16 protein-coding genes are annotated in these 14,735 nt (G+C 66.0%); 9 read left to right on the top strand and 7 right to left on the bottom strand.

All coding sequences use genetic code 11. From position 1 onward, the window contains the following. A partial coding sequence (locus ACESY8_RS18385) for an RNHCP domain-containing protein (RefSeq protein ID WP_498794919.1) occupies positions 1 to 1,012 on the bottom strand: 1,012 nt, incomplete at its 3' end. A 114-nt stretch (positions 1,013 to 1,126) separates the two neighbouring features. Continuing rightward, on the bottom strand, positions 1,127 to 1,411 hold the full coding sequence (locus ACESY8_RS18380) for a CD3324 family protein (protein ID WP_007494117.1): 285 nt from the start codon (positions 1,409 to 1,411) through the stop codon (positions 1,127 to 1,129). A gap of 449 nt (positions 1,412 to 1,860) precedes the next feature. Between ACESY8_RS18380 and ACESY8_RS18375 the strand changes: the two genes are divergently transcribed. Further along, the gene (locus ACESY8_RS18375; RefSeq protein WP_021631092.1) at positions 1,861 to 2,319 is read left to right on the top strand and encodes a helix-turn-helix domain-containing protein; all 459 of its coding nucleotides are present in this window, start codon (positions 1,861 to 1,863) and stop codon (positions 2,317 to 2,319) included. Positions 2,320 to 2,396: 77 nt separating this feature from the next. Here ACESY8_RS18375 and ACESY8_RS18370 read toward each other — a convergent pair whose 3' ends face one another. Next, entirely contained in the window at positions 2,397 to 2,630 is a 234-nt protein-coding gene (locus tag ACESY8_RS18370) for a hypothetical protein (protein WP_009260760.1), read from the bottom strand. A 148-nt stretch (positions 2,631 to 2,778) separates the two neighbouring features. Here ACESY8_RS18370 and ACESY8_RS18365 point away from each other — a divergent pair, with 148 nt between their 5' ends. The 4 genes from ACESY8_RS18365 (at position 2,779) to ACESY8_RS18350 (ending at position 7,260) form a co-directional block, all read left to right on the top strand. Further along, a complete protein-coding gene (locus tag ACESY8_RS18365; protein ID WP_009260759.1) occupies positions 2,779 to 3,216 on the top strand; it encodes a MarR family winged helix-turn-helix transcriptional regulator in 438 nt (145 codons plus the stop codon). Further along, entirely contained in the window at positions 3,213 to 4,967 is a 1,755-nt protein-coding gene (locus ACESY8_RS18360; RefSeq protein ID WP_498794918.1) for an ABC transporter ATP-binding protein, read from the top strand. The genes ACESY8_RS18365 and ACESY8_RS18360 overlap by 4 nt, the downstream gene beginning before the upstream one ends. Beyond that, entirely contained in the window at positions 4,942 to 6,786 is a 1,845-nt protein-coding gene (locus ACESY8_RS18355; protein WP_021631089.1) for an ABC transporter ATP-binding protein, read from the top strand. Before ACESY8_RS18360 ends, ACESY8_RS18355 begins: the two co-directional genes overlap by 26 nt. A gap of 87 nt (positions 6,787 to 6,873) precedes the next feature. Beyond that, the gene (locus ACESY8_RS18350) at positions 6,874 to 7,260 is read left to right on the top strand and encodes a metal-dependent transcriptional regulator (RefSeq protein ID WP_009260395.1); all 387 of its coding nucleotides are present in this window, start codon (positions 6,874 to 6,876) and stop codon (positions 7,258 to 7,260) included. Between the two features lie 56 nt (positions 7,261 to 7,316). Here ACESY8_RS18350 and ACESY8_RS18345 read toward each other — a convergent pair whose 3' ends face one another. Then, positions 7,317 to 7,736 carry a flavodoxin domain-containing protein gene (locus ACESY8_RS18345; RefSeq protein WP_009260394.1) on the bottom strand — a complete coding sequence of 140 codons (420 nt, stop codon included), beginning with the start codon at positions 7,734 to 7,736 and terminating at the stop codon, positions 7,317 to 7,319. A gap of 50 nt (positions 7,737 to 7,786) precedes the next feature. Continuing rightward, positions 7,787 to 8,350 carry a DUF3793 family protein gene (locus ACESY8_RS18340; RefSeq protein WP_009260393.1) on the bottom strand — a complete coding sequence of 188 codons (564 nt, stop codon included), beginning with the start codon at positions 8,348 to 8,350 and terminating at the stop codon, positions 7,787 to 7,789. 296 nt (positions 8,351 to 8,646) lie between these two features. On the opposite strand from ACESY8_RS18340, the gene ACESY8_RS18335 reads away from it, so the two are divergent. Genes ACESY8_RS18335 through gluQRS form a run of 3 tightly spaced genes read left to right on the top strand, consistent with a single transcriptional unit; the run spans position 8,647 to position 11,602 of the window. After that, positions 8,647 to 9,582: a tRNA dihydrouridine synthase gene (locus ACESY8_RS18335; protein ID WP_195457179.1), complete on the top strand. Its 936-nt coding sequence runs from the start codon at positions 8,647 to 8,649 to the stop codon at positions 9,580 to 9,582. A 4-nt stretch (positions 9,583 to 9,586) separates the two neighbouring features. Further along, a complete protein-coding gene (gene proC / locus ACESY8_RS18330; protein WP_195457173.1) occupies positions 9,587 to 10,657 on the top strand; it encodes a pyrroline-5-carboxylate reductase in 1,071 nt (356 codons plus the stop codon). 3 nt (positions 10,658 to 10,660) lie between these two features. Then, positions 10,661 to 11,602, top strand: coding sequence for a tRNA glutamyl-Q(34) synthetase GluQRS (gene gluQRS, locus ACESY8_RS18325; RefSeq protein ID WP_195457172.1), 942 nt, complete (start codon positions 10,661 to 10,663; stop codon positions 11,600 to 11,602). Positions 11,603 to 11,661: 59 nt separating this feature from the next. Here the strand turns inward: gluQRS and ACESY8_RS18320 are convergent, their stop codons facing one another. Both ACESY8_RS18320 and ACESY8_RS18315 read right to left on the bottom strand, forming a co-directional pair. Next, the gene (locus ACESY8_RS18320; protein WP_054338593.1) at positions 11,662 to 12,708 is read right to left on the bottom strand and encodes an alcohol dehydrogenase; all 1,047 of its coding nucleotides are present in this window, start codon (positions 12,706 to 12,708) and stop codon (positions 11,662 to 11,664) included. Between the two features lie 5 nt (positions 12,709 to 12,713). Next, positions 12,714 to 13,304: a hypothetical protein gene (locus ACESY8_RS18315; protein ID WP_054338592.1), complete on the bottom strand. Its 591-nt coding sequence runs from the start codon at positions 13,302 to 13,304 to the stop codon at positions 12,714 to 12,716. A gap of 101 nt (positions 13,305 to 13,405) precedes the next feature. Between ACESY8_RS18315 and ACESY8_RS18310 the strand changes: the two genes are divergently transcribed. Further along, positions 13,406 to 14,735 (top strand): endonuclease Q family protein (locus ACESY8_RS18310; RefSeq protein ID WP_498794917.1); only part of this gene is annotated, 1,330 nt, incomplete at its 3' end.

Below are 14,735 nucleotides of genomic sequence, written 5' to 3'. Positions count from 1 at the left end.
GGGCCAGGGGGCGCAGGGCGATGGAGAGGAGGAGGGCCGGGTTGTCATCCGCCGCGATCCGGTTGGAGCGGAGGGCCCCGCAGGCGCGGCAGCGGTGGATGAGCGCCCACTCACCCCCCTTGCGCACCCACACGCCCACCGGCTCCATAATCCCCCGGCAGGTACAGGCCCGGTCGCCGGGCTCCTCGTCCACGTGGAGGCTGGACAGACAGTGGGGGCAGTGGTTGCGGTGCCGGCTGGCGGGCCCCTCTGGGGTGACCAGCGCGCCGCAGGCCTTGCAGGAGAAGGACTCCCCGCAGGGCTGGCGGCGGTAGTCCGGGGCGGGCTTGGCGGCGGGGGACGCGCCCCGGAAGCCGGGGGTGTCCAGCCAGAGGGTGCCGTCCGGCCCCTGGGAGAGAGAGGCGGCAGTGGTGGGGCGGAGGGGGGCCTGCACCCCGGCCAGACGCTGGATCAGGGCGGTCTTGCCGCACCCCGGGCCGCCCAGCACGGCCACAGCTTTTCCACGCAGGGCGGGGAGAAGCCCGGCGGGAGGCTCCAGGGCGGAGCCCCAGGCCAGGCCGTCCAGCTCCGCCCGGAGCGGCTCCAGCCGGCGGGCCAGGGCCTCTCCCTCCTCCGGGGCCAGCCGGTCCCAGTGGCTTACAAAGAGCCCGGCGGGCAGGCCCGCCGCCCGGGCGGCCTCCAGCGCCCACTCCGGGAGGGTGAAGGCGCGAAGCAGGGAGGGGGCCGCGCACACGGCCAGCACAAAATCCGCGTTAGCGGCCAGAAGGGCGTCCCCGGAGCCGCGGCGGCTGGGGCGGCGCAGGGCGCTGGTCCGGGGGAGAACGCGCGTCAGACGGTACTGGCCGCCGCCCAGGACCTCCGCCTCGGCCCGGTCGCCCACGGCCAGGCTATCTTTCTGCCGGAGCAGCCGGCCGGATAGCAGGCAGGGGAGGGTGCGGCCCACGTGGAGCACGACGGCCTGCCGGTTCATGACGCCCGCCACGCGGACGGTGAGAAGGTTGGATTGGTTCATGGGTATCTTGCCTCGCTTTCGCGCCCATTGTAGCAGAGCGGGCCGTGCGGAGGCAACCGCAAAGACGGTACCGCAAAAAAGCTGCGCCGGAGCGTGCTTCGCTCCGGCGCAGGACTATGGCTCCAGCAGGCCCCGGCGGCCCAGGGTGAGAATCCGCTGGATGCTCTTTGGGGCGAGAAAATAGCGGGCGGACAGCTCGTCCACGCCCAGACCGGCGGTGTAGTCCCGGAAAATGGCCCGGTTGCGGGCCAGGGTCTCCTCCTTCCGCCGGGTGCGCTCTCCCCACGCCCGGCGGTGCTCCGCCCGCCGGGGGATATACAGATAACCGCCGTCCAGATAGCCCTGCAGGGCCTCCAGCAGCTCGGCGGGCAGCAGCTCGGCTGCGTTTTGATAGCGCATGGTGCTCCTCCAAACTCGATGGAATCATTTGGAATGAGCAAAGGCTACCAGCGGGTGGGATACGGCGCCGAAGCCTTCGCTCAGGCGCCGCGCACAGAATCACGGTTCATCCGTTCTGATACTCCTTTCCAGGTGACAAAAAACGCCCGCGGAGAACCGGCGCGCCAAAGGCGCGGGCACCTCCCCGCGAGCGGAAAATCCCCCATAAGGACAGGGGCGCATGGGGCGGTCCGTACCGCAGTTCTCCGGTTTGGGCAACACAAACAGAGAGGCCTCCGCCCCTCTCCAGGCTGCGCCGCAAAACGGCGAATCGCTTATACGGACATCCACACACCTCCTTGGTATGAAGCTAGGATACCACCGGGCGGAGCATATGTCAAGGCTTGCGGCCCGCCTGCCGGGGCGGTATAATAAGTAAATAATCCAATACAGGAAAGAAGGAGTTAACCATGGTGACAATGGCACAGAGGATCGAGGCGCTGCGCACCGAGGCCGGCCTGGCACGGGTGCCCGCCTCTCTGGAGCTGGGATTTCCCAAAAACGCCTTTGAGAAGTTTGAAACGGGCCGCCAGACCCCTACGAAGGAGCAGCAGGAAAAGCTGGCCTCCTATTTCGGCGTGTCCCTGTTTTACCTCCGGGGGGAGAGCAACGACCGTACCCGGCAGGAGGACTGGATGAGTGAGGGGTACTCCGGGGCAGACGAGGAGCCGGTCTACCGGCCCGCCCCGGCCCCAAAGAAGATGAAAGCGGAGGCGCCCTCCCAGGGGGCCACCATGCTGGACGCCCTGTTCGGGGGCCGACAGGCCAGGGAGCAGTTCCGCGCCATGGTGCTGGAGGTGCTCCGTTCCCCTGAGGGGCAGGAAGTGATCGCCCAGGCCGTTTGGAAGGAGCTGGCCAAGCGGAAATAAGCCTTTTGAAATGCCTGTTGCGAAAGCAGCAGGCATTTTGCTTGTTTTGGCGGGGAGATCACCCCGCCATATACCGCTCACGGGCGGAACGGCGGAGGGAGAAAGGCCTTTCCGCCGATCTCCTCCACCAGCTCCGGAGAACCCTTGGCCTGGAACTGATCGGCATAGGCGTGCAGACGCTCCAGAGAGTCTACGGCCCGGCAGCGGGCGCTGAGCTGGTCCTGCACATAGGCGGGGAGCTGATTGAAATATTCCTCCGCGCCGGGATCGCGGCGGAAGAGCGCGTAGAGATCCGTATAGACCGGACGCATGAAATCACCTCCCGCATAGCATGTACCAGTGGAGGTGCGGCTACCCAGGGAAAATTTGCAGGGAACAAATGAAGCCTTGACAATCGGGGAGAACTTTATATAATTGATATATCAATTATTGATATATCAAGAAAGGGGGCGGCGGAACGTGGAGCGAACCTTCCATATGCTGCTGTACCGGGCGTTTCACGCCCAGCGCAACTTCCTGAGGCCCAGCCTGGGCGAGCTGGGGCTGGGGCCTGGGCAGCCCAAGCTGCTGAACTACCTGATGAACCGGGGGCCCTGCCGTCAGCGGGAACTGGCGGACTACTTTGAGATTGACCCCGCTGCGGTGTGCCGGATGCTGGACTGCCTGCAAAAGAGCGGCTTTGTGACCCGGAGGGCGGATGGGCAGAGCCGCCGGAGAGACGTGGTGGAGCTGACCGAGGCGGGCAGGCAGATCAACCTGGACTGGCAGAGGCGCTGCCGGGTCATGGAGGAGGCCATGCTGAGCGGCTTCAACCCGGAAGAACGGCGGCAGTTTGCCGATTACCTGTCCCGGGCCTACCGGAATCTTCGGGCAGAGCGGGAGGAGGGAACGGAATGAGGGAGTTGAGGCGGCTGCTGGGCTATCTGGGGCCGTACCGGCGGGATCTGCTGATCGCGGCGGTGATGATCATCCTAGAGACTGCATTTGAAATGGTGATCCCCGTCCTCATGGCGGACATCATCGACGTGGGAGTGGCCAACCGGGATGTGGCGGTGATCCTCCAGAGGGGAATTCAGATGGGCGTCTGCGCCCTGCTGGCCCTGGCCACGGGGCTGCTGTACGCCCGCTTTACCGCCCGGGCCGCCTATGGCTGGGGCGCCAACATTCGTGAGGCCCAGTTTGAGCGGGTGCAGAAATATGCCTTTTCCAACCTGGACAAATTTGAGACCTCCTCACTGGTAACCCGCATGACCACCGATGTGACCGTGCTCCAGAACACGGTCAATGGCGGTTACCGCCCACTGGTGCGCAGTCCCGTCATGCTGGTCATGGGCGTGGGCCTCTCCTTCTGGATGAATCCCAGGCTGGCCCTGGTGTTTCTGGTGTGTGCGCCGGTTCTGGGGGGCGTCCTCTTTGTCATAGTGCGCCGGGTGGCCCCCATGTACGGTCGGCTCCAGAAGGCGGTGGACCGGCTGAACAACGTGGTGCAGGAGGGCCTCACCGCCATCCGGGCGGTCAAGGCGTTTGTCCGCGGGGAGTACGAGGAGGAGAAGTTTCAGGGGGTCAACTCTGAGCTCATGGAGACCAGCCAGCGGACCTTCCGCCTCGCCGTGCTCAACCTGCCGGTGTTCCAACTGGTCATGTATACCGCCGTTGTGCTCATCATGTGGCTCGGCGGAAACATGGTGCTCAATAGCGGCCTCCAGGTGGGGCAGCTCACTGGCTTTCTCAGCTATGTGCTCCAGGTGATGAACTCCATGATGCTCATTTCCAACGTGTTCCTGCTGCTCACCCGTTCCCTGGCCAGCGCCCGCCGCATCAGCGAGGTGCTGGACGAGAATATTGTGCTGGATTCGCCGGAGGATGCGGTGGAGGAGGTGCCCGACGGCAGCGTGGAGTTTGAAGGGGTCTCCTTCAAATACCACAGCGGCGCCCGGGAGTACGCCCTCTCCGGCGTGGAGCTCCATATCCCGGCAGGGCAGACGGTGGGCATCCTGGGCGGTACTGGCTCGGCCAAGACTACCCTGGTGCAGCTCATTCCCAGGCTGTACGACGCCACCGAGGGGACAGTCCGGGTGGGCGGCCGGGATGTGCGGGAGTACGATCTCCGGGCTCTGCGGGACGCGGTGGGCATCGTGCTCCAGAAGAACGTTCTCTTCTCCGGCACCGTGCGGGAGAATCTGAGGTGGGGGAAACCGGACGCGAGCGACGAGGAGCTGTGGGCGGCCTGTCGGGGGGCCTGCGCCGCCGAATTTCTGGAGCGGATGCCAAAGGGCCTGGACACCGACCTGGGCCAGGGAGGCGTGAACGTCTCCGGCGGGCAGAAGCAGCGGCTGTGCATCGCCCGTACCCTGCTCAAGCGGCCGAAAATCCTGATCTTCGACGACTCCACCAGCGCCGTGGACACCGCCACTGAGGGGAAGATCCGCACCGCTCTGGCAGAGCTGAGGGATGTGACCAAGCTCATCATCGCCCAGCGCATCACCTCCGTGATGCACACCGACCAGATCGTCATCCTGGAGGACGGCCGGGTGCATGCGGTGGGCACCCACGAGAGCCTGCTGGCGGGCGATCCCATCTACCAGGAGATCTACGCATCTCAGATGAAAGGGGGGGAGGACCATGGCGTCCCGGCAACTGAGTGCTAAAAAACCCAAGGACCTGGGCCACACGCTGCGCACCCTGCTGTCCTACCTGGGACGGCACAAGCTGCTGTTCCTGGCCGTGGCGGTGCTGGTGGCCCTCAGCGCCCTGGCTAACCTTCTTGGCACCTATATGATCCGGCCGGTGGTCAACAGTCTGGCGGCCGGCAGCCTCAACACCCTGGTGCTGGGCGTGGCGGTCACTGCCGCCATCTACGGCGCAGGGGTGCTCTCTGCGTTGGGCTATACCCAAATCATGGTGAAGGCGGCCCAGAAGGTGCTCTACGACATCCGGCGGGATCTGTTCGCCCACATCCAAACCCTGCCCCTCCGCTTTTTTGACACCCAGCGCCACGGCGATGTGATGAGCTACTTCACCAACGACGTGGACACGATCTCTGAGGCGCTCAACAACAGCTTTGCCATGCTCATCCAGAGTACGATCCAGGTGGTGGGCACCTTCACCATGCTGTTTCTGCTCAATTGGCAGCTTACCCTCGTCGTGGCGGTGTTTTATGTCCTCATGTTCCTCTACGTCCGCTTCAGTGGGAGGCGGAGCAAGGCCTATTACAAGAAGCAGCAGGACTGCCTGGGGGAGCTGGACGGCTATATCGAGGAGATGATGGCCGGGCAGAAGGTGGTCAAGGTGTTCAACCACGAGGAGGAAAGCCTGCGGGCGTTCCGGGAGAAGAACGAGGCCCTGCGGAAAGCGGGCACCGGCGCGCAGAGCTATGCGGCCACCATGATTCCGGCGGTGGTCAGCATCTCCTACGTCAATTACGCCCTTGTGGCGGTGCTGGGCGGCATCATGGCGCTGAAGGGCATGACCGACGTGGGCAGCCTGGCCAGCTATCTGGTCTTTGTCCGGCAGGCGGCCATGCCCATCAACCAGATGACCCAGCAGAGCAACTTCCTGCTGGCCGCGCTGGCCGGAGCGGAGCGGGTCTTTGAGGTGCTGGAGCAGCCGCCTGAGACCGACGAGGGGCAGGTGGAGCTGGTCAACGTGAAGGAGGAGGGCGGAACCATGACCGCCTGCGCCGAAAAAACCGGCCGCTGGGCGTGGCGCAGGCCGGACGGCAGCCTGGCGCCCCTGCGGGGGGATGTGCGCTTTCAGAAGGTGGACTTCGGCTATGAGGCGGGGCAGCCCATCCTGAAGGGGATCAGCCTCTACGCCGAGCCGGGCCAAAAGATCGCCTTCGTGGGCTCCACCGGCGCGGGCAAGACCACCATCACCAACCTCATCAACCGCTTTTACGAGGTGCAGGGGGGCGGCGTCACCTACGACGGCATAGACGTGCGGGACATCAAAAAGGACAGCCTCCGCCGCTCCCTGGGCATCGTCCTTCAGGATACCCACCTGTTTACGGGCACCATTGCCGACAACATCCGCTTCGGCAAGCTGGATGCCACTCAGAAGGAGATCGAGCGGGCCGCCCGCATCGCCAACGCGGACTCCTTCATCCGCCGATTGCCCCAGGGCTATGAGACCATGGTGACCTCCGACGGCGCCAATCTGTCCCAGGGCCAGCGGCAGCTTCTGGCCATCGCCCGGGCCGCCGTGGCCGATCCCCCGGTCCTGATTCTCGACGAGGCCACCTCCTCCATCGACACCCGTACCGAGGCCCTTATCGAGAAGGGGATGGACCAGCTCATGGAGGGGCGTACCGTCTTTGTCATTGCCCACCGCCTGTCCACGGTGCGCAACGCCGACGCGATCATGGTGCTGGAGCACGGCCAGATCGTAGAGCGGGGCAGCCACGAGGCCCTGCTGGCGCAGAAGGGCGAATACTATCAGCTCTACCGTGGCATGTTTGAGTTGAGCTGACCGATGCCCTTTTTGTGAAACTCCTTGTAAAAACACATGGATTGTGTTAATCTGTAGCAAAGGAACTGCTGCAGAAAGGAAAGACTTATGAACATTTATGAGTCCGCAGAAAACTATCTGGAGGCCATTCTCAGCCTGCATGAGCGCCATGGGCTGGTCCGCTCCATCGACATTGCCAATGAACTGCACTTTTCCAAGCCGAGTGTCAGTGTTGCCATGAAAAAACTCCGCGAGAGCGGGTACATCGAGATGGACAAGGACGGCTTTATCTCCCTGCTGCCCTCGGGGGAGGAGATTGCGCGGCGTATTTATGAGCGGCACAAGCTGCTGACCCAGTTTTTCATCCGGCTGGGCGTCGACCCGGAGGTGGCTGCGGCGGACGCCTGCAAGGTGGAGCACGACCTGAGCGAAGAGACCTTTCAGAAGATGAAGGAGCACGCCTTGGGGGGAAAGCTGCCCGAAATGGAAGGGTAGGAACGTCAGACAATAAAACGGCCGGTGACACGCGTCACCGGCCGTTTTGTATGTACTTATACCGCGGCCAGCGCGCCGCCCAGCGCACGGCAGCTCTCGGCAGCGGCGTCGTCCGGGGCCTCGTTGCAGATCACGGGCTCGGAGACCAGGTTGCAGCCGGCGCTCTCGCAGTCCTCGGCCCAGGTGCGCATCCACTCGCCGTCTCCCCAGCCGTAAGAGCCGAACAGGCCGATGGTTTTGCCGCTCAGGCGGGGCTTTACCGCCTCGAACATGGGCTCAAATTCGGCCTCTTCCAACTGCTCGGCGCCCATAGACGGGCAGCCGAAGGCCAGCGCGCTGTAGCTGGAAATCAAATCGGCGCTGAACTCGCCGGGGGTGAACAGGTCGGCCTGGCCGCCCGCGCCCTCCGCCACAAAATTGGCCATGGCCTCGGTGTTGCCGGTGCCGCTCCAGTAAACGATTGCGATCTTACCCATGATTAAACCATCCTTTCTGAATACCGTTCTGAATGAAAGTACGTATTGTATCAAGCAGCCACGATGAGCTGGGTGATCGGGGTTCCCTCCGCATACCGGCGGCGAAGGACCGCGGTACAGCGGCGGTAGCGCTCGAAGCGCCGGCGGGCCGCCTGGGGATCGCCATAGCACTTCCAGCAGCCGCAGAAGGTGTAGTCCCTGCCCTTATGGCGGATGAATCCCTTGACATCATCCAGAGGATAGCCCAGAAAGACGCCGATCTCGTGGGGGAATTCCTCCTCCAGACAGAGGCGGGCGGCCAGCTGCCGCAGGCAGTCGCCGGGCGCCTCCCACGGGGTGTAGCCCATAGCGCGCAGAAAATCCCGGTGTTCTCTGCGGCCCAGCACCTCCGCCAAATCCCGCTCCCGGTACAGGTAGAGCAGGTAGGAGCCCGTGCGGCGGCAGCCCTTGAGGATGACCAGCCGCAGTCCACGGGCGGCGAACTGCTGCCGGAGCGCAAGGAACCGGCGCACGAAAAGGGCGCTGTCCCTCGGGCAGAAGCGGAACAGGCTGGCGGGCTTTACCCCGGCCAGAGTGGGGGAGCAGTGCTCGATCAGCGCCTCTTCAAAGGTCATATGTGTGGCTCCTCTCTAGGTTAGTTATAGCTAATTTAAAGCCCGAGAATGACGGTTAGCAATTACTAACCGCATAACAAACAATAACACGCCTGCCTCCCGTTGTCAACCCAAATTTTTGCACTTGGGGGAGATGGGGGGCAAAACGCCGCACCCTTGACAGAATAGGGCAAAATAGGCTACAATTTTTCCAGATAAGCAGCACTGGGAGGCGGGGCGGCAGGCCGCTCCGCCCCGCCCCCTGCCGCCCTGCGCGTGAGGAGTGGACAAGAGCCGTGAAGATTGCATTCGCCCCTATGGAGGGACTCACCGGAGCCCTGTACCGGCAGGCCCATTGCCGCTGGTTCGGCGGCGTGGACCGCTATTTTATCCCCTTCATCACCCCCACCCAGGATCACCGCTTCACCAAACGGGAGCTGCGGGAGATTCTGCCCGAGCACAATGGGGGGCTGACCGCCGTGCCCCAGCTGCTGGTGCGGAGGGCGGAGGACTTCCTGTGGGCGGCGGGGGAGCTGGCGGCCATGGGTTACCCGGAGATCAACCTGAATCTGGGCTGCCCCTCCGGCACGGTGGTGGCCAAGGGCAAGGGCTCCGGCTTTCTGGGGCTGCCAGAGGAACTGGAGCGGTTCCTGGACACGGTCTTTGACGCCGCCCCCTGCGCCGTCTCCATCAAGACCCGGCTGGGTCTGCGGGAGCCGGAGGAGTTCGGCCCCCTGCTGGCGCTGTTCCAGCGCTATCCCCTGGCGGAGCTGATTGTCCACCCCCGGGTGCAGAAGGACATGTATAAAAACACCCCCCGCCGGGCCTATTTTGCCCGGGCGCTGGCGGACAGCCCCTTCCCGGTGTGCTACAATGGGGATCTCTATACCGTCCCGGCGCTGGAGGCCTTTCAGGCGGAGTTCCCGGCGGCGGAGCGGATTATGCTGGGCCGGGGACTGGCGGGCGACCCCGCCCTGGCCCGGAAGGCCGAGGGCGGCCCGGCGGCGGGCCGGGAGGAGCTGCGGGCCTTTCACGACCAGGTATATGAGGGCTACGCCGAGGCCTTCGGCAGCCGCCGCAACGCCATGCTGCGGATGAAGGAGGTCTGGTTCTACCTCATCCACCTGTTCGGGGACAGCCAGCGGCACGCCAAGGCCATCCGGAAGGCACGGGACACCGACGAGTACGAGGGCGCCGTGGCGGCGGTGTTCCGGGAGCTGGAGCTGTTGCCCGAGCTGCGGCCGGAGTGGTGAGGCCATGAGCTGGTGGGTTTATATCCTCCGCTGCGGGGACGGAACCCTCTACACCGGCACCGCCGCCGATGTGGAGCGGCGTCTGGCGGCCCACCGCCGGGGAAGGGGGGCCAAGTATACCCGGGGCCGGGGGCCGCTGGCGGTGGTCTACCGGGAGGAGTGCCCCGACCAGGGGGCGGCCCTCCGGCGGGAGGCGGCCATCAAAAAGTACCGGCGGGCGGAAAAGGAAGCATTGATTTCGGACTATGCAGAAAGGCGGAGCAGGATGAAAAAAGCGGCATTTATCGGAACGGGAAACATGGGCGCGCCTCTGATTCGGGCGGCGTGCCGGGCCGTGGGGGCGGAGCAGGTGGTCATCGCCAACCGCACCCGGGCCAAAGCGGAGGCCCTGGCGGCGGAGCTGGGGTGCGCCGTGGCCCAGGACAACCGGGCGGCGGCCGCCCAGGCGGAATATGTCTTTCTGTGCGTCAAGCCCCAGATGATGGAGGGGGTGCTCTCCGAGCTGGCCCCCGCCCTGGGGGAGGGGCAGGCGGTGGTGTCCATCGCCGCCGGCCTGACCTGTGAGACCCTGCGGGGTTGGCTGGCGGGGGCGCAGGGGCGGCCCGCCCTCCTGCGGGTCATGCCCAACACCCCCGCCGCCATCGGAAAGGGAATGCTGGCCCTGTGTGCCGAGGCGGGCACGGCGGAGGAGTATCTGGCCGGAGTGGAGGCCCTTCTGGCCCCCGCCGGGCGGGTGGAGCGCATCGCCGAGGGGCAGATGGACGCCTTTTCGGCGGTGGCGGGCTGCGGCCCCGCCTTCGTCTACCCCTTCATCGAGGCCCTGGCCGACGGCGGCGTAAAGGTGGGCCTGCCCCGGGGGCAGGCGGTGACCTACGCCGCCCAGATGGTGCTGGGCGCGGCGGCCATGGTGCTGGAGAGCGGCAAGCACCCCGGACAGCTCAAGGACGAGGTGTGCTCCCCCGGCGGCTCCACCATCGCCGGGGTGGCCGCCCTGGAGGAGCGGGGCTTCCGCTCCGCCGCCATCCAGGCGGTGGAGGCCGCCTTCCGCCGCAACCAAGAGCTGGGCAAGGTGTAAGGCGTGGGGGGAATCGTACAGGGACGCTTTGCCCCCAGCCCCAGCGGCCGGATGCACCTGGGCAATGTGTTCTCCGCCCTGCTGGCGTGGCTGTCGGTGCAGCGGGCCGGGGGTGTCATGGTGCTGCGGATGGAGGATCTGGACCCCGACCGCTGCCGGGCGGCGTACGCCGAGCAGCTGGCCGACGATCTCCGCTGGCTGGGGCTGGACTGGGATGAGGGCTATCAGAAGGGCGGGCCCCACGGCCCCTACCTCCAGAGCGGGCGGACGGCGCGGTACGCCGCCGCCTTCCGGGCGCTGGAGGAGCGGGGACTGGTCTACCCCTGCTACTGCACCCGGGCGGAGCGCCTGGCGGCCAGCGCCCCCCACCGCTCCGACGGACAGGCGGTCTACTCCGGCAAGTGCAGACACTTGACAGCAGAGGAGCGCACCCGACTGGGCCAGACCCGCTGTCCCGCCTGGCGTTTGATCGTGCCCGACCAGGAGATTTCCTTTACAGATGGCCTGCAGGGGCTGTACCGGGAAAACCTGCTCCGCGACTGCGGGGACTTCATTCTCCGCCGCTCCGACGGGGTGTACGCCTACCAGTTGGCGGTGGTGTGTGACGACGGGGACATGGGGATCACCCAGGTGGTGCGGGGGCGGGATCTGCTGGACTCCACCCCCCGGCAGCTCTATCTCTATGGACTGCTGGGCCTGACGCCGCCGGAATTTTGCCACGTACCCCTGCTGCTGGCCCCCGACGGGCGGCGGCTGTCCAAGCGGGAACACGACCTGGACATGGGCGCCCTGCGGGAGCGGTTCACCCCGGCGGAGCTGACCGGCCGCCTGGCCTTCTGGGCTGGACAGACCGACCGGCCGGAGCCGGTGACTCCGGCGGAGCTGGCGGCCTCCTTCGACTGGGCAAACGTCCCCCGGGGGGACATCACGGTGGAGCAGTTCTAAGAACAGAAAGGGGCGGGCCGGAATGTTCCGGCCCGCCCCTGTGTTGCGCGCGGCGCGCATTATCCCGGCGTGACCACCCACTTGAGGCAGTGCTCCTCGTGGGCCCCAAACACTCGGTAGCCCTCCAGGATCTCCGACAGCGGCCCCCGGTGGGTGATGAGGAAATCCGTCCGCAGTTTCCCCTGGGCCAGCAGGCTCACCAGTTCCGGGCCGCGGCTGGCGTCTACGCCGCCGGTCTTGAAGACCAGATTCTTCCCATACATGGCGGGCAGGGGGAGCGTCTGGTTTTCCTCATACATGGCGACCAGCGCCACGGTGCCGTTGGGACGGGCCAGCCGCCAGGCGGCCTGGAAGGTGTCCCGCCTGCCGGCGCACTCGATCACCCCGTCGGCCCTCCGGCCCTCCGTTGCGGCGGCCACGGCGGACTCCAGCTCGGGATCGGCGGGGTCGAGGGCCAGCGCCACCAGCCCCTGCTCCAGTGCCAGCCGCCGCCGCCAGGGGTCCGGCTCCACGCCGATGACGTGGGCCGCGCCCAGCAGGGCGGCGCACTCCGCCGCGCACAGACCCACCGGCCCTAGGCCCAGCACCACCGCCGTGTCGCCGGGCTGGAAGGTGCACAGCTCCGCGCCCCAGTAGCCGCTGGCCAGAATATCCCCCACAAAGAGGGCGTCTTCGTCGCTGAGGGCGTCCGGGATGGGGGTGAGGCCGGTGTCGGCGAAGGGTACCCGGACATACTCGGCCTGACAGCCGTCGATGCGGCAGCCCAGCTCCCAGCCACCGTGGACACAGTTGTTGACATAGCCCCGGCGGCAGAACCAGCAGTCGCCGCAGAAGCTCTCGCAGCAGGCGGCCACCCGGTCGCCGGGGCGGAGATTGGAAATCCCGTTTCCCACGGCCTCCACCACCCCGACGAACTCATGGCCCAGCACCACGCCGGGCCGGGCACGGGGTACCGCGCCGCTGCGTATGTGCAGGTCGCTGGTGCAGATGGTGGAGCGGGTCACCCGCACAATGGCGTCGCGGGGGCCTTGCAGGGTGGGGACGGGCCGCCGCTCCAGGGAGAGCGCGCCGTCCCCCTTCCAGACCAGAGCGTTCATGGTGTCCATAGAGGTCACTCCCTTTCAACCGGAAGAAATGTGATAATAGTCGCAAATTCATGTTCAGACGCGGGCGGTTCACTCCCGTCCGGACGGGGAAGCCCGAGCGTATCATAATACTCGTTGGTATAGCGCAGCTTGCCGCCGTCAAAGGACGCCTGTACGCCCTTGATATAGGAAAAGGGGTCTTCCATGGGGGCGAGATGGAAGGCGGCGGCGATGCGCTCCAGCACCGCCTGCGCATCCGGTGTGACGGCGTTTTCCGGGGCGCGGAGAGTAGCGTCGAACTGCTCCCGCGTACGGAAGTCCCCCACCCAATTCAATGGATTGGTGTTGCCGCAGGCCAGAAGCAAGCGCAGAAAGTCCCGGAAGCTGTTTGCCACGGGGCGGACATACTGCACCCCGGCGGGTGGTAAGGGGTCGACGACAAATACCATGTCCCCATAGCCGCGGATGCGGCCGAAGTGAATGCCGTCCCCTCCTGTCCAGCCCAGTATGGTCATGCCCTTGGGCGTACAGAAATAGCCTCCCAGGTTGGTATCCGGCCCCAGGCCGATGGGGGAGCAGTCCAGTCCCAGCTCCAAAAACTGCTTCAGCAGTGTCACAGCAATCCCTCCTGTCCGCTCCAGTGTAGCACATCCTTCCGCTTGCGTCCACGGGGAAAAGGGGGTAAAATGGGGAAAAAACGCGAAGGGGAGGAAACGGCATGTATATCGCCGATCTGCATATCCACTCCAAATACTCCCGGGCCACCAGCAAGGAGCTGGAGCCGGAGCCGCTGGATGCCTGGGCCAGAAGGAAGGGCATCGGCCTGGTAGGCACTGGCGACTTCACCCACCCCGCCTGGCGGGCCGAGCTGCGGGACAAGCTGGCCGAAGCGGAGGAGGGACTCTATACCCTGAAGGGGGCCGGGCCGGACGCGCCCCGGTTTGTAATCACCGGGGAGATCAGCTCCATCTACAAGAAAAACGGCAAGGTGCGCAAGGTTCACTCCCTGATTCTCCTGCCCCATCTGGAGGCGGCGGAGATCCTCTCCCGCCGCCTGGAGGCCATTGGCAACCTCCACTCCGACGGGCGGCCCATCCTGGGCCTGGACTGCCGGGATCTGCTGGAGATCACCCTGGAGTCCTGCCCTGATGCGGTGTTCATCCCCGCTCACATCTGGACGCCCCACTTTTCCCTGTTCGGGGCCTTCTCCGGCTTTGACACCATCGGGGAGTGCTTCGGCGATCTCACCGGCCATATCCACGCCCTGGAGACCGGGCTCTCCTCTGATCCCACAATGATCTGCCGCTGTTCCGCCCTGGATGGGTATACCCTGGTGTCCAACTCCGACGCCCACTCGCCGTCCAAGCTGGGGCGGGAGGCCAACCTGCTGGACACGGGACTGTCCTACCCGGAGCTGGCCCGGGCCATCCAGACCGGGGAGGGCTTTCACGGTACCATTGAGTTTTTCCCCGAGGAGGGCAAGTACTACTTTGACGGCCACCGGAACTGCGGGGTGTGCCTCTCTCCGGTGGAGGCGGAGGCCGCCGGAGGGGTGTGTCCGGTGTGCGGCAAGCGGCTGACCACCGGCGTGCTCCACCGGGTGGAGCAGCTGGCGGACCGGCCGGAGGGCTATATCCGCCCGGATGCCAGGCCCTTTGAGAGCCTGGTACCTTTGCCGGAGGTGATCGCCGCCTCGGAGGGGGGCTCTGCCGCAGGCAAGAAGGTGGGCGCCAAGTACGAGGCCATGCTGGCGGCCCTGGGGCCGGAGTTCTCCATTCTCCGGGAGGTGCCGGTGGAGGACATCCGGGCCGCGGCCGGGCCCTGCGTGGCGGAGGGCATCCGCCGCCTGCGGGCGGGCCAGGTGGTGCGCCGCCCGGGGTACGACGGGGCCTACGGTGTGATTGAGCTGCTCAGCCCCGCCGAGCGGGAGGACCTCAAGGGGCAGGTGAGCCTCTTCGGGGCGGAGGCCCCCAAGGCGGCCAAAGCGGCCCGGGGCAGGGTGGCGAAGCCCGCCCGGAGCGGGGAGGAGGGGGCGGCCCCCGCCCCGA

The organism is Clostridium sp. ATCC BAA-442, from assembly GCF_964239415.1.
GTDB classification, from domain to species: domain Bacteria; phylum Bacillota; class Clostridia; order Oscillospirales; family Oscillospiraceae; genus Flavonifractor; species Flavonifractor plautii.
The sequence above is the reverse complement of the archived record's forward strand: the minus strand, read 5'-3'. Positions and strand labels throughout refer to the sequence as shown.